Source organism: Clostridium sp. CTA-19, assembly GCF_054767855.1.
The window spans coordinates 1-19011 of the sequence record NZ_BAAABH010000002.1; the positions used below are offsets into that span (position 1 = coordinate 1).

The 19011-nt window shown below is 25.3% G+C and carries 17 protein-coding genes and 1 riboswitch; of the genes, 15 read left to right on the top strand and 2 right to left on the bottom strand.

The window, feature by feature from the left end:
* The coding region (locus ACYUE0_RS01215; protein ID WP_460269194.1) for an ABC transporter permease at positions 1–2336 on the top strand (2336 nt) is incomplete at its 5' end.
* 241 nt (positions 2337–2577) lie between these two features.
* On the top strand, positions 2578–5091 hold the full coding sequence (locus tag ACYUE0_RS01220; RefSeq protein WP_460269195.1) for an ABC transporter permease: 2514 nt from the start codon (positions 2578–2580) through the stop codon (positions 5089–5091).
* A 55-nt stretch (positions 5092–5146) separates the two neighbouring features.
* On the opposite strand, the gene msrA is transcribed toward ACYUE0_RS01220, so the two are convergent.
* On the bottom strand, positions 5147–5722 hold the full coding sequence (gene msrA / locus ACYUE0_RS01225) for a peptide-methionine (S)-S-oxide reductase MsrA (RefSeq protein WP_460269196.1): 576 nt from the start codon (positions 5720–5722) through the stop codon (positions 5147–5149).
* A 548-nt stretch (positions 5723–6270) separates the two neighbouring features.
* On the opposite strand from msrA, the gene ACYUE0_RS01230 reads away from it, so the two are divergent.
* From ACYUE0_RS01230 to hydF, 5 genes are all read left to right on the top strand, one after another.
* Positions 6271–6687: a hypothetical protein gene (locus tag ACYUE0_RS01230; protein WP_010297452.1), complete on the top strand. Its 417-nt coding sequence runs from the start codon at positions 6271–6273 to the stop codon at positions 6685–6687.
* 665 nt (positions 6688–7352) lie between these two features.
* On the top strand, positions 7353–7601 hold the full coding sequence (locus ACYUE0_RS01235; RefSeq protein WP_460269197.1) for a TM1266 family iron-only hydrogenase system putative regulator: 249 nt from the start codon (positions 7353–7355) through the stop codon (positions 7599–7601).
* A gap of 82 nt (positions 7602–7683) precedes the next feature.
* On the top strand, positions 7684–8721 hold the full coding sequence (gene hydE / locus ACYUE0_RS01240; protein ID WP_460269360.1) for a [FeFe] hydrogenase H-cluster radical SAM maturase HydE: 1038 nt from the start codon (positions 7684–7686) through the stop codon (positions 8719–8721).
* An 86-nt stretch (positions 8722–8807) separates the two neighbouring features.
* The gene (gene hydG / locus ACYUE0_RS01245; RefSeq protein ID WP_460269198.1) at positions 8808–10184 is read left to right on the top strand and encodes a [FeFe] hydrogenase H-cluster radical SAM maturase HydG; all 1377 of its coding nucleotides are present in this window, start codon (positions 8808–8810) and stop codon (positions 10182–10184) included.
* Between the two features lie 12 nt (positions 10185–10196).
* Complete coding sequence (gene hydF, locus ACYUE0_RS01250; protein WP_460269199.1) at positions 10197–11381, top strand: [FeFe] hydrogenase H-cluster maturation GTPase HydF; 1185 nt, start codon at positions 10197–10199, stop codon at positions 11379–11381.
* A gap of 406 nt (positions 11382–11787) precedes the next feature.
* On the opposite strand, the gene ACYUE0_RS01255 is transcribed toward hydF, so the two are convergent.
* Positions 11788–12261 (bottom strand): GNAT family N-acetyltransferase, encoded by a 474-nt coding sequence (locus ACYUE0_RS01255; RefSeq protein ID WP_061995696.1) that lies wholly within the window; start codon positions 12259–12261, stop codon positions 11788–11790.
* A gap of 205 nt (positions 12262–12466) precedes the next feature.
* Between ACYUE0_RS01255 and ACYUE0_RS01260 the strand changes: the two genes are divergently transcribed.
* From ACYUE0_RS01260 to ACYUE0_RS01295, 8 genes are all read left to right on the top strand, one after another.
* Complete coding sequence (locus ACYUE0_RS01260) at positions 12467–12886, top strand: hypothetical protein (RefSeq protein ID WP_460269200.1); 420 nt, start codon at positions 12467–12469, stop codon at positions 12884–12886.
* Positions 12887–12905: 19 nt separating this feature from the next.
* Positions 12906–13658, top strand: a complete 753-nt coding sequence (locus tag ACYUE0_RS01265) for an alpha/beta hydrolase family protein (RefSeq protein ID WP_460269201.1) — start codon at positions 12906–12908, stop codon at positions 13656–13658.
* Positions 13659–13738: 80 nt separating this feature from the next.
* Positions 13739–14224 (top strand): flavodoxin family protein, encoded by a 486-nt coding sequence (locus tag ACYUE0_RS01270; protein ID WP_460269202.1) that lies wholly within the window; start codon positions 13739–13741, stop codon positions 14222–14224.
* A gap of 235 nt (positions 14225–14459) precedes the next feature.
* Positions 14460–15074 carry a TetR/AcrR family transcriptional regulator gene (locus tag ACYUE0_RS01275; protein WP_460269203.1) on the top strand — a complete coding sequence of 205 codons (615 nt, stop codon included), beginning with the start codon at positions 14460–14462 and terminating at the stop codon, positions 15072–15074.
* A 17-nt stretch (positions 15075–15091) separates the two neighbouring features.
* Complete coding sequence (locus ACYUE0_RS01280) at positions 15092–15760, top strand: DUF998 domain-containing protein (protein ID WP_460269204.1); 669 nt, start codon at positions 15092–15094, stop codon at positions 15758–15760.
* Positions 15761–15893: 133 nt separating this feature from the next.
* Positions 15894–16553, top strand: a complete 660-nt coding sequence (locus tag ACYUE0_RS01285; protein ID WP_460269205.1) for a B3/B4 domain-containing protein — start codon at positions 15894–15896, stop codon at positions 16551–16553.
* A 356-nt stretch (positions 16554–16909) separates the two neighbouring features.
* On the top strand, positions 16910–17665 hold the full coding sequence (locus ACYUE0_RS01290; protein ID WP_460269206.1) for a nitroreductase family protein: 756 nt from the start codon (positions 16910–16912) through the stop codon (positions 17663–17665).
* Between the two features lie 81 nt (positions 17666–17746).
* Positions 17747–17794: riboswitch (PreQ1 riboswitch) on the top strand.
* Between the two features lie 232 nt (positions 17795–18026).
* The gene (locus tag ACYUE0_RS01295) at positions 18027–19007 is read left to right on the top strand and encodes a nucleoside hydrolase (RefSeq protein ID WP_460269207.1); all 981 of its coding nucleotides are present in this window, start codon (positions 18027–18029) and stop codon (positions 19005–19007) included.
* Positions 19008–19011: the final 4 nt, after the last annotated feature.

The following is a 19011-nucleotide window of genomic DNA, read 5'->3' on the forward strand; positions in this document are numbered from 1 at the left end:
ATATAGATGCTTCTGGCGGAATTTATGATGTTATGGCATATCAAAATGGATATAAAAACATGAGTAAATTCAAAGAAGATGAAATTTTTAAAAAGGCAACAATAGTTACTAATGTTGGTATTCATAAAGTTAAAAATTCTAAAACAGAAATATCAATAGATGGTTATGATGAAAATGCAAAGTATATTTTAAACTTTAAACTTTTAAAAGGTAAATGCCCAGAAAAAGAAAATGAAATAGCAATTGAATCTTGGATTTTAGATGAAATCCTTCCAAACTATAAATTAGGCGACAAGATAAATTTAAGTTATGAAAATAATTATTCACGAAATAAGAAGTTAATCGGCGAAAATGAATTTACTTTAGTAGGTGTTATAAAGTACACAAAAGAAGAAGATTCATTAAAAAATAGAGGTAAGGCATATATAACTAATGATTGTGCTAAAAAAATAGTTAAAGATATTCCAGTAGAGTATAGTGCATATGGAATAAAAAAGGATAAGTATTCTTTAAAAGATGTTGATATTATATTAAAACTCACTAAGGATTATGAGCAAATGTTTATAAGAACAAATGCTTTTAAAGAATTTACATTAGATACAATAAAAGTTTTTAATGGAATATTTAAGATGATATTTTGGATCGTAGGAGTAGTAGCAGCAATTGTTATTTATAATATCTTTAATATAATGGTTACAGAACGAACTAAAGATTTTGGTATATTTAGGGCTTTAGGTACATCACCAGGAAAAATTAAAACTTTAGTCATTTTAGAAGGTATTGCTTTAGGAGTGATATTTATACCTATAGGAATATTGATTGGAGGAGCTTTTATAACATTACTTATAAATAATGCAAATATATCTAATTTTTATATACCTAAAGATGGATTAAAATGGTCTTGCATAGTAGGATTTTTTTCTATAATAGGTGGGGCATATTTCCCTGCTAAAAAAGCTTCAAAAATAACACCTATGGAAGCTATTTTCTCAAATAATAATTTAGAGCTAAAAGGTCATATGTTGAAACCGGGATTGGAACCAGAAGAAAAATTTAGAAAAAATTTCTCATTTATATCTAATATGGCCTATTTAAATTTAATCAGAAATAAAAAACGTTTTATAACAACAGTCATATCTTTTAATATAACAATAATAATGTTTTTCGGAGTAAATTTTTTAATAGGAACAATGAACCCTATCAAAGACTTTAAAAATAAATTTGGTGGAGATTTCATAATTAAATCTTCTTCAGTACAAGGTGATCAAGGACTAACCAAAAAGAACATTGAAAATATATCTAAAATACCTTCTGTTAATATAAAAGATAAAGAGAAATATATAAACATGTTATTGCAGATACCTAAGGATAGTGTAACTAGTGCAGGATATGAATACTTAAAGGCTTATTGTGGAAGTAATAAAGCATCATTAGATAATTTAAATAAAGGAATTTGTAATTTTAATTCTTATTCATATGGATATGAAAAAGATGAAATAGAAAAGCTTAAAGAGTTTGTTAAATTTGGAGAGATTGATTATGAAGAAATGAAAGAAAATCCATATGTGATTTTAATACAAAACAAATATAGTAAAGTAAATGAAGATGATTTTGTAAAGTTAAAAATTCCTTTATATGATGAACATGGGGAGTTTAAAGGTGATAATACAGTAGAATTTAAAGTTATAGCAGTTTTAGATGAAAGTAAAGTAAACTTAAGTGAAAGATGTATAACAACTATAATGTCTAATGAGGCTATGGAAAGATATTTAAATGTAAAAAACTATAGTAATTTAAAGGTAAGTTTAAGTGATGAAAACCAGTATGATAATGTAAAAACATTAATCAATAAAGAAATAAAAAATTCAAAGGAAATAACTCTTCTAGATTATAAAAGTGAGCTAGAAAAACTGAAAAAAGATAGCAAAGATCAGTTGACGATATTATATAGCTTTATAGCTATTGTTTTTATAGTTGTAATAATAAACATTATAAATGTTATGAATATGAGTGTAATTTTAAGAAAAAAAGACATAAGTATGCTAAGAGCTATAGGAATAGGCAACAAAGGAGTAAAAGAAATGATATTAAAAGAAGGCTTATTTTATGGCATAGCTTCAGGACTCTCAGGGTCAATTTTAGGTACAATATTAGTGTATGTATTATGTTATATAGTAAAGAGAAGTTCAAATAAAATTATAGCATTTCATATTCCAATAGTCTCAATAGTACTTTCCTTAATTATATCTATAACAGTATGTGCAATATCAGCATTATTACCATTAAGAAAAGTGTTTAAAGATAGTATTATAGATTCATTAAGAAGTATAGAGTAATTAATTTGTTTTTTACAGATAAGGCTTTTGAAAATAATTTAAAAGTCTTATCTCTTTATTTTAACTTTTAACTATAGGGTTCCAAGTTGACTTTTAAAATTATCCATTCCAAAACTTGGATACCTAAAATAGTGAGACATGCTCAGAATCACTTAGAATTTAACACTGCATCTTGTATGAAAATATTTTAAGGTTATTGAATAAATTTAAGTTGGAGCTTGAAAAGGAGATGAGCTAGTAAATGAACAGTTTTTTTTCCATAATTCCTAAAAACATATTGAAAAATAAAAAACGAAATTTTATTATAGGAATTTCTATAATATTAGCTGTTTCATTGGTTATGGCTTTAAGTATTATAAAAGATTTAACTATAAAAGAATTAAATAATGAAGTGATAAATTTCTCCGGTGGAGTATATGATATTCAAGGGGCATCTAATGATTATAAAGATATAAGCAAATTTAAAAATGATCCTCTTTTTGGCAAGGTTACATTAGTGAATGATGTTGGAGTTTATAAAATGCCTAACTCTAAAACTGAGTTACAAATAAGTGGATATGATGATAATTTAGAGGAATTATTAAATTTTAATTTAATAGAAGGAAGATATCCTAAGAATGATAGTGAGATAGCAATACAAGATTGGGTATTAGAACAATTTCCTGTAAGTTATAAAATAGGAGATAAAATTAAATTAGAGTATTCTTCAACGTATATGTCTAAAAATGGAATGAATATATTTAAAGATGAAAGGGAATTTATATTAGTTGGAAAAGTAAGTTTTACAAGAGATGAGTTAATAGCTAAAAATAAAGGAGTGGCATGTATTACTAATGAATTTGCTAGAAAAATTTTAGGCGAAATTAATGTACAAACATTAGCATATGCTACAAATTCTAATAGATATTTATTAGATGATTTATTTATTGCTATAGGAATGATAGATGAATATAGAAATATTAATGTAAGAAATAATATGGGTAAATATTTTTTAGGTGGTACAATTAGGCTTGTTACAGTTACTTTTCAAATTTTATTTATAGTTATAGCAATAGTTGCAGGAATAGTAATTTATAACATATTTAATATAATGGTTACAGAGCGAATAAAGGAATTTGGAATATATAGAGCATTAGGTGCATCATCAAATAAAATAAAAATTATAGTTATTTTAGAAGGTATTATGGTAGGGATAGTATTTATACCTATAGGAATATTAATAGGAACTTTCTTTATAAATATAGTAGTAATAGGATTAAGGAATAGTAGCGATAATTTATTAAACTTATTTAATGCACCTTTAAATGGTATTATTCAATCCTTTTTAATAGGAATTTTAGCTATAATAATTGGATGTTATTTTCCAGCAAAAAAAGCATCAAAAATATCTCCAATAGAAGCAATAGTATCTAATAACAATTTAGAGTTAAAAGGTCATATGTTAAAAGAAGGTTTAAATCCTAAAAAAAGCATAAGAAGAAAACTAAATTTTGAAGGTAATATGGCATATTTAAATTTAGTTAGAAATAAAAGAAGGTTTATAACAACTGTTATTTCTTTTAATATAATAATAGTTTTGTTATTTACAGTAAATTATTTAATAGGAACAATAAATCCTATAAATGATTTTAAAAAATCTTTTAGTAGTGATTTTATTTTAAATTCCTATAGTACGAATGGAAAAGATGGTATAACAGAAAAAACTATAAAAGATATAGAAAACACGGGAAATTTATATATAGATAGAAAAAGTAAAGTTAAAAGTAGTGGCATGGAGATTCCACCGGATACAATAACATCAAAAGGATATAAATTTTTAGAGTCTGTAGTAAAGGGTGATAGTAATTCTAGAGAAAATTTACAAAAGGGTATATATAATTTTCCTATTAATGTATATGGATGTGATGAAAAAGAATTAAAGGTATTAGAAGAATATACAATTTTCAAAACTGAAGATATTAAAGAAATTAAAGATAAACCTTATGCCATAGTTTTGCAAAATGGGTATACTAATATTCAGGCTGATAATTTTGTTAAATTTAAAATAGATAAATTTAATGAAGATGGAGATTTTTTAGGAAGTGATACAGTACAGTTTAAAGTTGTAGGAATAATTGATGGGAGTAAGGTTGATGTAAGTTTAGATAGGGTTGCTCCATTTATAAGTAATGAAGCTATGAGCACATATTTAAATGAGCAAAAATATAGTGAAGTTAGAGTTAATTTAAGCAATAAAGGCTCTTATGAAACTGTGAAAGAAAAGTTAACAAATCAATTAAGAAATTCAAAGGAAATAGTTTTAAAAGATTATAAAGAAGAATTAGAAAAAGAAAAGGTTAAAAATAGAAATAAAACAGCTATATTGTATGGTTTTTTGGTTGTTATATCGATAATTACAGTAATAAACATTGTTAATGTAATGAAGATGAGCGTTGTTTTAAGAAAAAAAGATATAAGTATGTTACGTTCTATAGGATTGGATAATAAAAAAGTTAAGAAAATGATAATTTATGAAGGCTTATTTTACGGAGTGATATCTTCAATATCTGGATGCATAATTGGAACTTTTACAAATATAATAATTCATTTTATAAGCAAAGATATTATAAACACTACTTTAATATGGAAATTTCCGTTATTTACAATAATATTGGTTTTCTTTAGTTGTATTGTTATATGTTTGTTAGCAGCGTTAATGTCATTAAAAAATATTTACAATGGAACCATAGTTGAAAGTATAAAAAGTATAGAATAATTAAACCCTCATTATAACTAAATGATAAGCTATAATGGGGGTTAAAGCTTATATATTATTCCTCTTTAAGTGGTAAGGTTTCATATATATTGTAATATTCGTCACCCCAATACTTATTTATAAATTCATCACGACCGGACCTTTCACGATCTTTTTTATATTCTTTAGAGTTCTTTTTATAAAAATTTTGATGATATTCCTCAGCATTATAAAACGTAGTAGCAGGCAAGATTCTTGTTATTACTGGTTTTTCAAATCGCTTGGAATTGTTAAGATTTTCTTTTGACTCTTCAGCTATAAGCTTTTGACCTTCATTTAAATAAAATATTGCAGCTCTATATGAATTTCCCCTATCTTGAAATTGTCCTTCATCATCTGTTGGGTCAATTTGACGCCAAAATACATCTACAAGATCTTTATAAGATATTACTTTAGGGTCGAAGATAACTTCTATAGCTTCATAATGACCAGAACTTTGACTTTTTACATCTTTATAAGTTGGATTATCTAAGGTGCCTCCAATATATCCAGAAGTAACTTTTATGATTCCATCTAAAATATCAAAAGGTGATACCATACACCAAAAACATCCACCAGCAAATATAGCTTTTTCATAATTTTTAGTACACATAATGACACTCCCTTTCATAATAAGTTATAAAAATTTTATCACTTAAATTCAAAAATTTACAGCATAATATATAGGATGCCAAGATTATTTTTAAAATTATATATTCCGAAACTTAGATACTCAAAATAGTGAGACATACTTAAAATCATTTAGAATTCAACACTATATCTTGTATGAAAATATTTTAAAGCTATTGAATAAATTTAAATTGGAGCGTGTTTTCCTATATATTTATAAAAATATAATTTATTTTGTGAAATAAATATAATAGTAAAATTTAAAGTTTTTATTTATAATTGACTTTTAATACAATAATTTGTAAAGTATAAAGATGTATAGGAATATAAGTGCAAATATTAATTTATACATAGAGATTTTTATTTTAGCTTAAAATAAGAATCCAGGATTTAAAGTTTGTATTTAAAATTATGTAAGTCCTTTATTATCAATAAAAATAATAAATATTTTAGGTTAGATAATGAATTAAAAATTGAGGTCTTATATAAAAGATAAAAACAAATTTAAAATATAATTTTAGGAGGAAATATATGTACGTAGTTTTAGGAAATGAAGCTGTAGATAGCAAAGAATTTAAAAATAAAATTGAAAGTGAAACAGATTTTAAGGTTGTAAAAGACATGTGTAAGGGGTCAAAAAGAGAAGATATATTAGCATATAATTTAAGTGTTAGCATAGATATATTAAATGAGATGATAATAGAAGCAGGTTTTAATCCAAAAGAATTAAGTGAAGATGAATTATTTGATGAGTATCTTACAGTAGCTGAAGATTTGGCTTTAGATTTAGAAGAATTAGTAGGTGAGGATTCAGTTTTAGATATAAAAGCTTATAAATGGGACCCATCAAGTAATGATATTAAATTAGTATTAGTTATAGCAGACTATGAACTTCCAGAGGTGAAAGTAAATGATGTAGTTCGTAGACTTTTAAAACAAGTGGAATAAGGCATATGAAAAAAAAGAATAAGCAAAAGAGTTGATTATGACCTAATTTGTATTGACAAATCTTTCTAAATAGCAGTATTATATAGTTGTATTTATTATTCATTTAAATAAAGAGAATTCTTTATTTTTTTGTTTAAAATATATTTAACTGTATTATAAAATTCTAATGTAATAAGTAGAGTTTCAATTTTTTATACTTTATAAAATGATGTCTGACAGAAAAGAGAAAATCTAATCTGAAAGAGAAGTAATGATATAAATATAGAATGTATAAAATCATTTATTAATGGTTTTATAAGAATACATATTGCTTAAAATATATAGTTTTTAATTTAAAACTATATAAAAATTGAGCAATTTATTTGTAGCTCCATTATAATATAATAGATTTAAAATCATATTATATGGGGTGTATATAAGGTGTATATTTATATGACTAGTTTTCTTTTAGAAGACTAGTCTTTTTGAGTTTCGTTTTAATATATTAGGCATATTAAAAATAGAAATAAAAAATTCGAAACATATTTGTTACAAGATAAGAAGATGGAACTAGATTATAGTATGGCTATATCTAGATTTTATACATGAAGTATTCGTAACAAATAAGTAAGAATGCTGACTTATTATTTATTTGATTATGTCTTAAATTTATGGAGGAATTATATATGAAAAAAATAGCTGTTATAAGTGCAATACTTGAAGAGCCAATTAGTTGTCAAAATGAGTTTAATGAAGTTATCACAAAATTTAGAGGAAGTATAAAAGGTAGGATGGGTATACCTTTTGAAGAGGGAATTTCAGTTATATCTATAGTTGTTACAGGTGAGTTGAATGAGATAAATAGTCTTACTGGTAAGCTTGGAAATATAGAAGGAGTTGCCGTGAAGACGTCAATTTCTAAAGTTGAGATATAAGGCATAATCAAATATGCTTCAAATCTTTGGTCTATTATTTCTTTTCACATGCCTAATTAAATTTTATGGAGGAAACATGGCTATAAAAAAACTTTTAGACAAACTATATAGTACTAATAATTTAAATGAAGAAGAACTTTTATATTTACTAAACAATTTAGATGAAGAAGGGATTAACTATCTTACAGAACTAGCTCATAAAACAGCTATACACAATTATAATAACAGTGTGTACATAAGAGGACTTATAGAATTTACTAATTACTGCAGTAGAAACTGTATATATTGTGGAATAAGGGCATGTAATAAAAATGCTCAGAGATATAGGTTAACTAAAGATGAGATTTTAGAGTGTGTAGAAAAAGGAGATAAATTAGGATATAAAACCTTTGTATTACAAGGTGGAGAAGATCCATATTTTACTGATGAGAAAATAATAGATATTGTTCAGAGTATAAAAAAGAAGTGTCCAGATTGTGCTGTAACTTTATCTATTGGAGAAAGAAGTTATAAGTCATATAAAGATATAAAAAAAGCAGGTGTAGATAGATATTTGTTAAGACATGAAACTGCTAATAAAAATCTTTATGAAAGTCTTCATCCTAATAGTAGTTTTGAAAATAGAGTACAATGTTTGTTGAATTTAAAAGAACTTGGATATCAAATTGGTGCTGGATTTATGGTAGGAATACCAGGTCAAACTAATGAAGATTTAGTTAAAGATTTATTATTTATAAAAAAACTTACACCACATATGTGTGGAATAGGGCCATTTATTCCTCATAAAGACACCATATTTAAAGATGAAAAAAGTGGAACCACTAAAAAGACAATAATAATGTTAGCTTTGACAAGGCTACTAGTTCCAAAAGTTTTATTACCAGCAACTACAGCGTTAGGAACAATAGATTCAAATGGTAGAGAAAAAGGTATAAAAGCAGGAGCTAATGTAGTTATGCCAAATTTATCACCTAATAAGGTGCGAGAAAAATATGCACTTTATAATGGTAAGGTATCAAGTGGTGATGAAGCTGCAGAATGTAAAAAAGAGATAGAGGATAGAATAAATTCTATTGGATTTAAAGTTGAAATATCAAGAGGAGATAGTAAGGTATTGTAATATAACTGTACTAAATTGCTAATTACAATTTTGATAAAAAGAAATAAAGTTAAAAATAATAAGTTTATTGATAATGGAGGATTTTTATGTTTATAAAACATGATTATATAGAAAGTATTTTAGAAAAGGCCAAAAGTGCATCAAAGGAAGACATACAAAGAGTTTTAGATAAAGCTAAAGAACGTAAAGGATTAAGTCATGAAGATATAGCAATATTACTTCAAATTGAAGATGAAAATCAATTAATGGAAATGTATAAAATTGCAGGAGATATAAAACAATCTATTTATGGAAAAAGAGTAGTTCTTTTTGCGCCTCTTTATGTTAGTGATTATTGCGTAAACAACTGTGTTTATTGTGGATATAAAAGATGTAATAAATTTAATAGAAGAAAGTTAACTCAAGCAGAAGTTGTTGAGGAAGTTAGAATTTTAGAAAAAATGGGTCATAAAAGATTGGCATTAGAACTTGGAGAAGATCCAGTGAATGCACCAATTGAGTATGTGCTTGAATGTTTAGATACAATATATAAAACTCAAAATAGCAATGGAGAGATAAGAAGAGTTAATGTAAATATAGCAGCAACTACTGTAGAAAATTATAAAAAATTAAAAGATGCCAATATAGGAACATATATATTATTCCAAGAAACTTATCATAAGCCAAGTTATGAGGCAATGCATCCAAACTCATTAAAATCTGATTATATGTATCACTTAACAGCTTTTGATAGAGCTATGGAATCAGGAATAGAAGATGTTGGTGCTGGGGTATTATTTGGACTTGCTGATTATAAATTTGAAGTATTATCACTTATGATTCATAATGAACATTTGGAAGAAAAATTCAATGTAGGGTTCCATACAATTTCTGTTCCAAGACTTAAAAAAGCTGAAGGTATGACTTTAGAAAACTTTCCTAATTTAGTAGATGATGAAACCTTCAAAAAAATAGTTACTATAATAAGAATAGCTGTACCTTTTACAGGAATAATTCTTTCTACTAGAGAAAGTGCTAATATGAGAAAAGAACTTTTAAAATATGGGGTATCACAAGTTAGTGCAGGCTCTATAACTGGTGTTGGTGGATACAAAGAGCAAGAGGAAGGTAACAATGTAGATCAGTTTACTGTTTCAGATAATAGAAGTCCTATAGAAGTTTTAAATGAATTGTTAGATGACGGTTATATTCCAAGCTATTGCACTGCTTGTTATAGAAAGGGAAGAACTGGGGAAAGGTTTATGACTCTTGCCAAATCAGGACAAATTCAAAATGTATGTGAGCCTAATGCCATGACTACATTAATGGAATATGCATTAGATTATGGTGATGATAAGTTTATTGAAAAAGCAGAAAAAACTATAATAGATAACTTAAAATATATAAAAAGAGAAGATATAAGAGAACTTGTCAAAGAAAATATTAAAAAATTAAAAGAAGGAAAAAGAGATCTTTATATCTAAAGAGAGGTTTATATGAATACTACACCAAATAGTAATAGAAAACATATAGCTATATATGGAAAAGCTAATGCAGGTAAATCTTCATTAATGAATAGATTTTTCAACTCAAAGGTTGCTTTAGTATCAGAAACAAAAGGAACAACCACAGACCCTGTATTAAAACCTATGGAGTTAATTCCTGTAGGACCTGTAGTTTTTATTGATACTGCAGGTATTGATGATATAAGTGAACTTGGAAAATTAAGAGTAAATAAAACTTTAGAAATATTAAAAAGAACAGATATTGCTATATATGTTATGGATATAAATGATATAGACCTAACCTATTATGACAAAATGAAAAGTGAGTTTAAAAGATTTAATATACCACACATATTAGTGTTTAATAAAATAGATATTATAAGTGAAGAAAATTTATTTTTATTAAAAGATAAGTTTAAAGAAGCTGTATTTATATCAAGTGAAACTAAAGAAGGCTACAATAATTTAATTGATGTTTTAATAAAAAAAGTAGGAGAAACTGAAGAAGATTTGCCTATAATTGGGGATTTACTTCCTTATAATAGTAAGATTATTCTTGTAGTACCAATTGATAGTGAAGCACCAAAAGGAAGACTTATATTACCTCAAGTTCAGTGTATAAGAGATTGTTTAGATAATGGAATAAAAAGTTATGTGGTAAGAGATACAGAGCTTGAATCTGCGCTTGAAGATGTTAAGGACGTTGACTTAGTGATTACTGATTCTCAAGCTTTTAAAAAAGTTGATAAAATTGTTCCAAAGAATATTAATTTAACGAGCTTTTCAATGCTTTTTGCAAGACAAAAGGGTGATTTAAAAGAGTTTTTAGATGGGGCAAATAAAGTTGAAGATTTAAATGAAAATTCTAAAATACTTATTTGTGAAAGTTGTTCACACAATGTTTCTCATGAGGATATAGGAAGAGTAAAAATTCCTAAACTTCTTAATAAACATGTTGGGTTTAACTTAACTTATGAGTATAGAGTAGGTCATGATTTTCCAGAGGATATAGAAAAATATGATTTAATTATACATTGTGGTGCATGTATGATTAATAGAAAAACAGTGTTAAATAGAGTTAGATTATGTAAGGAAAAAAATGTACCGATAACTAATTATGGGGTTTTAATAGCCTATTTAAACGGAATATTAGATAGAGCTAAAAGTATATTTTAAAAGAATAAATAAAAATAAAAGCTATATAAAAACAAGGATACTGTTTTTATATAGCTTTTAAATTTGTATAATATTTTATAGATAGTTAACAGCTTATTTTAGTTAACTATAGTGCTACTTATTTTTATCAACTGATAACAAAGATTTGATGAATGAACTTTATATAGGATTCCAAGTTGACTTTAAAAATTGTCCATTCCAAAACTTGGATAACTAAAATAGTGAGACATGCTCTGAATCACTTGGAATTCAACACTGTATCTCGTATATAAATAATTTAAAGTTATTGAATAAATTTAAATTGGAGCTTGTTTCCCTATAACATATGTTAAATATATTTTATATGTAATAATTTAATGTTAAATAAAAAGGATAAAAATAAGTATTAAATGAAAGTACGTATAAATTAGAGCATCATGGAAACAAAAAAGTAATCATCTATTAATTCTATTTTCGAACCTTTATTTATCCAAATTTTTCTAGATGGTATGTTATCTTTTTTTATTTTAGAAGATAAGTGTTTTATTCCTTTTGATTTTGCATAATTCAAAATTTGAGAGAAAGCTTCACTTGTATATCCTTTCTTCCAATATTTACTGCTAATCCAATAACCAATTTCAGCTTTTTTAAGTTTTATATTTTGATGACTTAAAGAAATTGTTCCAATGGCAATTTCTTTATATAAAATAGCGAATATCTCCGCATTATTAACTTTGGACCAGTGATTGTTATAGATAATAAATTCATTATGAGATATATTGCTTTTTTTTGCACCTAAAGAATCCTGTAATTTATTATCTGTATTTAATATTTTAACAAGTTCATTTGCAAAAGTATTATTAATTTTTGCAAGAGTAATATTATTTGTATTATTAACCACAATAAAGACCTACCTTTTATCATTTACCATACTAAACTTTATTTTAAAAATTAGTAATAGGTATATCTATAGTATATACCTATATAGAAATATATGCCAGAATATGCATTATTATAAAGATTTTTGTTTATACATTTAGATAAAAGGTTTTCAAATAATGCTATAGAATATAAGTAATGGAACTGTTTTAAAGGAGATTGTAATAATGAATAGAAACAAAAAAATATTTAATGGTATAATTTTATTTACTATATATTTTCTATCAATAATATATAAATATAATCATGATGTTAAACTTGAAAAATATATTTCTAAATTTAACGAGGTGAAAATAGTATATTCACAAGGATTTAAAAAGAAAGATTATAAAATAACTAATACATTAGAGGTTACTAAGTTTTATGATTATTTGTGCAAACAAAAGGTAAATAGAAGCTTTTGGAAAGGCGTTGATGGAGATATAAAAAAATATCATATAAGTTTTAAAATTGACAAAGATAAAATTAATGAATTAGTTATTTTTGAAAATGGTAAAATATTAATTAATTATATTGAATATGATTTAAATAAAGATATTTTTAATAATGTAGAATTTCAAAATATAGTTTCAGGGAAAGAAATATAGAGATAAAAGAGGAAAATTTATGATAAAAGTAGAGTTTGAAAATTCCAGAGGATTAAATTTAGTAGGAAATCTTTATTCAGTAGATAGTGATTTAATTATAATTTTTTCCCATGGATGGATATCTAATAAAGATTCTAAAGGAAGGTTTCCGCTTTTAGCAAAAGCACTTAATAATTGTGGCTATGATATTTTAACTTTTGATTTTAGTGGATGTGGGGAAAGTGATAATGATATATGTACAACAGAAAAAAGAATAGATGATTTAAAAAGTGCAATAAAATTTATAAAGTCTAAAGGATATAAGAAAATTGCACTTTATGGACATAGTTTTGGAAGTTATATAAGTTTATTAAGTTATAATAAGGATATTAGTGCTATTGCTTTAAGTGGAGCATTAACAGATAGTATGAACTATAATTGGGAAGAATACTTAGATGAAAATCAACTTAATGATTTAAATAATAAAGGCTATTTTATTGAAAATGTTAATGAAATTCAAAGAAAATCTGTAGTTGTAGATAATAGTATGTTATTAGACTTTGAAAGAATAAATCAAGAAAAATTACTTAAAAATATAACTTGTCCAGTTATTATAATTCATGGGGATAATGATGATGAAGAAGTTCAATTGTGTAAAAGGTCTAAAAATGCAATGAATTACTTAAAAAATAGTGATATTGTAGTTATCCATGGAGAAAATCATAGTTTTATTAATCATTATGACAAATTAGTAGAAATTATTACAAACTGGTTTTTAAAACATTTTAAATAAAATAGAAAAGTATAGTGTTTAAACTCCAAGTATTAGCCTATAATTTAGTATTATATACTAGGAAGAGAAGGTGTGTATTAATGAAAAATTTAGTAGTGTTTTTTTCATTAGAAAATAATACAAAAACAATAGCTAAGGCTATTAGTGATGAACTTGATTGTGAATTACTAGAGTTAAAATCTAAAAAACAATATCCAACTTCAGGATTTAAAAAATTCTTGTGGGGTGGCAAAAGTGTTTTGTTTAAAGAAAAACCAGAGCTTTTACCATTGGATGTAGATCTTAATAAATATGATAATATAATTATTGGAACGCCTATTTGGGTAGGAACTTTCGCACCACCAATAAAGACTTTTATAGAAACAAATAAAATAGAAAATAAAAATATAGCAGTGTTTGTATGTCATGGTGGTGGTGGTATATCAAAATGTTATAAGGATTTAGAAAAACAATTACCAAACAACAAATTTAAAGGATATGTAGAATTTTTAGAACCTTTAAAAAAGGATACATGTGAATCTATTAGTAAAGCAAAAAAATGGGCAAAATCATTAGATTTAAAATAGAATTTTAAATTGCAAACTAACTTAATATAATTATTAGATGAAATTTTTTATTATATAGCTTAAAATTTGTATACAAAAGGATCATATTAAAATAGAATTAAAATTTTAATATGATCCTTTTGTGCTTTTATATTAAGTACCATTAAAAAATACATTGTATTTACTAGTGAATGTTAGTATAATGTTTAAGAAAACGAACAAGTGTTAGTTAAATGTTAAGAAAAGGTGATAAAAAATGGAAAATGAGAAATTAAGTACTAAAGAAAAAATTTTTGCAAAGTCCATAGAATTATTTTCTAAAAAAGGATTTAATGGTGTATCTATACGACAAATAGCAAAGAGTGTAGGTATTAGAGAAAGTTCAATTTATAATCATTATAAAAGTAAAGATGAAATAATAGAATCTATATTTGAATATTTTGCTAAGTCTATTAAAGATTATAGACCTTCTACTCTAGAATTAAATATAATGATGGATTTTATGTCACCAGAGGAGTTGTTTAAGCATCTTGTAATAACCTATGGTAAGTTTTTAAATGGAAAGCTTGATAGTATAGCAATAATAATATATTCAGAGCAGTTTAAAAATGAAAAGGCAAAGGAATTAATGGTTGAGACTATAATAAAAGAGCCTTCACGATTTATAAAAGAAATACTAGATATGATGATAAAAAAGAATTTAATCAAAAATATAGATACTTCACTTGTGGCAGATGAATATAATTATGCTTTAGTTGCAATAACTTTTGAATATGCGCATGCAATAAATGATGGAAAAGATACGTCTCCAATAATTAAAAAAATGTTTAAGCATATAAGTTTTATCTGCGATTATTTAAAAGTGAAATAGGAAAAGAGGTTTTACAAATGAAAAAAATTTATCCTTTATTAGGGGTAATTGCATCAATTAGTTATATTATATATGTGATTGTAGGGGGAGTTTTAAGTGACGGTGAGTATAGTCATCTTACTAATGCAATAAGTGAGCTACCATATTTTGTACCACAAGATAGTTTTGTATGGTTGGAAAAATTAACAATAATTTATGGGTTATCTCTTGCTTTTTTTAGTATCATTGCTTTTATGGATTTTAAAAAATATAAGTCTACTATATGTAGAATAGCTTTTTTATTAGTATTATTTAATGCTCTATCAGGTATGATGATGACCTTTTTTCCTATGGATGCTAGAGATTCACAAATAACATTTATTGGCATTGGACATATTGTGTTAGCGGGATTTTGTGCGATATTTAGTATATTACCTCCATTATTTATAGGGATAGGGTTTAAAAATGTAGTTCAGTTTAGACATTTAACTGCTTATTCAATGATATCAAGTTTGATTATATTTATTAGTGGTTGTATTAGTGCTGTTGGTGCTGCTAATGAATATATATATTTTGGAGTTTTTGAAAGAATAACAATTGGTACATATATTATTTGGATTTTAGTTATTTCGATGAATATATTATTTAGTAATATAGCTACAGCGAATTTAGAAAAGTATTTAAAAAACAAGGTGGAATGTACATAGTTAAAAAAGGCTAATTATTATTCTTTTTTTATATTATATAAAAGTATATTTAATAATGAAATAAGTATAACTTATAATGGTAAATTATGATAATATAAAACTATATAGAATTATAGAAAAGGAGTTGCAAAGGATGAAGATTAGAATAGATGAAGAATTAAAGGAAAAATGCCCAAATTTAGTTTTAGGATGCATCATAGCAAATGTAAAAGTTACAGAGTATGACGAAAAATTATGGAAAGAAATAGATGAAGAGTGTTTAAAATTTCAAGGAACAATGGAATTAAAGGATGTTTTGCAACTTGAGAATATAAAAGCATCTAGGGATGGGTACAAAAAATTAAAAAAAGACCCAAGTAAATATAGGGTTTCATCAGAATCTTTAGTTAGAAGATTAGTAAAGGGATTAGGTCTTTATAAGGTTAATACTATAGTAGACATAAATAATTTAATATCCTTAAAAAGTCTTAATTCAGTTGGAACATATGATTTAGAAAAAATAGGTGAAGATATATGTTTTACAGTAGGAAAACCTGGCGAAACTTATGAGGGTATAGGAAGAGGGCCTATAAATTTAGAAAATATGCCAGTTTTCCAAGATGAAAAAGGTAAATTTGGAAGTGCTACTTCAGATTCAACAAGAGCTATGATAACAAAAGATACAAAATGCATATTAATGAACATAATTTCATTTAATGGTGAAAAAAATTTACAAGAGTATATAAGTAATAGTATAGAACTTTTAAAAAAGTATGCTTATGGAGAAATTTTAGAAGTAAAAGTTGTTAAATAAACACTTAAATGTAATTATAGTGAGGATTTTATGAAAAATAAGAATGCTAATCATAAACATGATTATAATCTTAAGGAAATATTTTTAGATAAAAAATACACATAAAAAACTCAAAAGGTGATTATTATTTATATTATAGTATATTTGAATGTAGAATTTGTAATAAGATAAAAAAGGATATTTTTTAAAGTTGTTTATGTCAAATAGCTTTAAAGTTACTCATTTATCAAATGAGAAAACTCAAATTAATATTTTATCAATAACTAACAGATTATTTTAGTTAAGAGTTAAGAATGAATAAAAAAACTAAACTGCAATATATTAAGAAAGACTAATTAAATTTGGAAGGTGTTTACATGGAATTAAAAACTCAGTGGTATAAAAGCATTGATAAAAGAACATCAAGAAGAACTTATATGGATAAAGACTTAAATTTAGATCATTTAAACAAAATTTCAAGTCTTATAGAGAAAATTAACAAAGAATCATCTTTGAATATTCAGCTTATAAAAGATGGAGAAAAGCCTTTTAAAGGAATAAAGAAATCTTATGGAATGATAAGTGGGGTAAAATCTTTTATTGCACTTGTTGGAAAAGAAGATATTATTAATGTTGAAAGTAAAATAGGATATTTTGGAGAAGCTTTAGTTTTAGAATCTACTTCTTTAGGAATAGGTACTTGTTGGATTGGTGGAACCTATGATAAAAAGGAAGTTGAAAATACAATAGACATAAAAAATAATGAGAAACTTTATTGTGTCATTTCAATAGGATATGTAAAAGAAGCGAAGGGGATAAAAGAAAAATTATTATCATCTTTTAGTAAAAATAGGAAATCTTCAAATGAAATTTTAAGGTGTAATGAAAAAGAAGTTCCTAATTGGGTTGAAAATGGTATAGAAGCAGTAAGAAAAGCACCTTCTGCTATAAATAAACAGCCTTGGAAATATGAATATTCAAAAGGGAATATAAAAGCATTTATAGATGAGCAAAAACATGGCTATGAAAAAATAGATCTTGGAATATCTATGCTACACTTTCAGTTAGGTGCTAAAAATAGTGGATATGTAGGCAATTGGGAATATATAAACAATATAAATATATTTAAATAGAACAATATACACACTTGAATTTTATAAATATTTATTATATACTTCAAATAGAATAAATTGAATATGTTTATAGTAATAACTATAAAAGAGGTTCGTTTTGACCATCCCTCTATAAAAAACTAGGCAAACTTATAAAAGTAATTAAGATTTATATTTTTTGATAAATTAAATTTTAGTTATATAATATATGTACTTAGATTATGAAGGTCACCCTAATTTAGGTGTGGCTTTATGTTTTTTTGCTATATTATATATTTTATAGTTCAGTTTTTTTAGAGTAGGAAAATCCTGCTCTTTTTTTATTGCCATAAGATATTTTATAAATAAATTATATTTAATACCTTAAGAAAGGAAAAATAGAATGAATAAAAGAAAAGTGATAATAGATTGTGACCCAGGAATAGACGATACTTTAGCAATAATGGTTGCACTTTCAAGTAAGGAACTAGATGTTAAAGCTCTTACTATAGTATCTGGTAATGTTCATGTAAATAAAGGTTTCAAGAATGCACTTCAAGCACTAAAGATAATGGGACGCTTAGATATTCCTATATATATAGGCGATGGAAAACCACTTGAAAGAGAACTTGTTGTAGCAGAGGATACCCATGGAGTAGATGGAATTGGTGAAAGTTTTTTAAAAGATATAAAAGATGGCATAGTAAAAAAAGGTGCTGTGAATTATATAATAGATATCTTAAATAAAGAAAAAGATGTGTCAATAATAGCATTAGGACCACTTACAAATCTTGCTGAAGTATTAAAGAAAAGTCCTAATACATTTAATAAAATAGTTGAGATTGTGTCTATGGGGGGGACTTTTAAAAGTCATGGGAACTGTTCACCAGTAGCAGAATTTAATTATTGGGTAGATCCACATAGTGTTAAATATATTATGAAAAACTCACAAGTACCTTTTCATATGGTAGGGCTTGATGTCACAAGAGAATGTGTTTTAACGCCAAATTATATAGAACTTTTGAATCAGCTTAACGATGAAAAAGCAGATTTTATTGTTAAGATAACAAGGTTTTACGTTGATTTTCATTGGAAACAAGAAAAAATATTAGGCTGCGTAATAAATGATCCTTTAGCAGTTTTATATTTTATTAACAGGTCTTTATGTAAGGGATTTTCAGCATATATGGATGTTGTGACTGAAGGGATAGCTATAGGTCAAACTGTAATTGATAGTGAGAACTTTTATAAATTTAAAGCTAACTGTAATGTTTTAACAAGTGTAGATTCTAATATGTTTATGAAAGAATTTTTAACTAGAATTTTACCACATAAAAAAAATGAAATAAATATAATTTTAAATAATAAAAAATATAGTGGTTAGGAGT

Bases quoted from the DNA above. Each gene is read 5' to 3' on its own strand.
- ACYUE0_RS01290 (WP_460269206.1), top strand. From the start codon at position 16,910: ATGGAATTAAAAACTCAGTGGTATAAAAGCATTGATAAAAGAACATCA.
- ACYUE0_RS01275 (WP_460269203.1), top strand. From the start codon at position 14,460: ATGGAAAATGAGAAATTAAGTACTAAAGAAAAAATTTTTGCAAAGTCC.
- ACYUE0_RS01235 (WP_460269197.1), top strand. From the start codon at position 7,353: ATGAAAAAAATAGCTGTTATAAGTGCAATACTTGAAGAGCCAATTAGT.
- ACYUE0_RS01220 (WP_460269195.1), top strand. From the start codon at position 2,578: ATGAACAGTTTTTTTTCCATAATTCCTAAAAACATATTGAAAAATAAA.
- ACYUE0_RS01285 (WP_460269205.1), top strand. From the start codon at position 15,894: ATGAAGATTAGAATAGATGAAGAATTAAAGGAAAAATGCCCAAATTTA.
- ACYUE0_RS01270 (WP_460269202.1), top strand. From the start codon at position 13,739: ATGAAAAATTTAGTAGTGTTTTTTTCATTAGAAAATAATACAAAAACA.
- hydF (WP_460269199.1), top strand. From the start codon at position 10,197: ATGAATACTACACCAAATAGTAATAGAAAACATATAGCTATATATGGA.
- ACYUE0_RS01295 (WP_460269207.1), top strand. From the start codon at position 18,027: ATGAATAAAAGAAAAGTGATAATAGATTGTGACCCAGGAATAGACGAT.
- ACYUE0_RS01260 (WP_460269200.1), top strand. From the start codon at position 12,467: ATGAATAGAAACAAAAAAATATTTAATGGTATAATTTTATTTACTATA.
- hydG (WP_460269198.1), top strand. From the start codon at position 8,808: ATGTTTATAAAACATGATTATATAGAAAGTATTTTAGAAAAGGCCAAA.
- ACYUE0_RS01265 (WP_460269201.1), top strand. From the start codon at position 12,906: ATGATAAAAGTAGAGTTTGAAAATTCCAGAGGATTAAATTTAGTAGGA.
- ACYUE0_RS01280 (WP_460269204.1), top strand. From the start codon at position 15,092: ATGAAAAAAATTTATCCTTTATTAGGGGTAATTGCATCAATTAGTTAT.
- msrA (WP_460269196.1), bottom strand. From the start codon at position 5,722: ATGTGTACTAAAAATTATGAAAAAGCTATATTTGCTGGTGGATGTTTT.
- ACYUE0_RS01230 (WP_010297452.1), top strand. From the start codon at position 6,271: ATGTACGTAGTTTTAGGAAATGAAGCTGTAGATAGCAAAGAATTTAAA.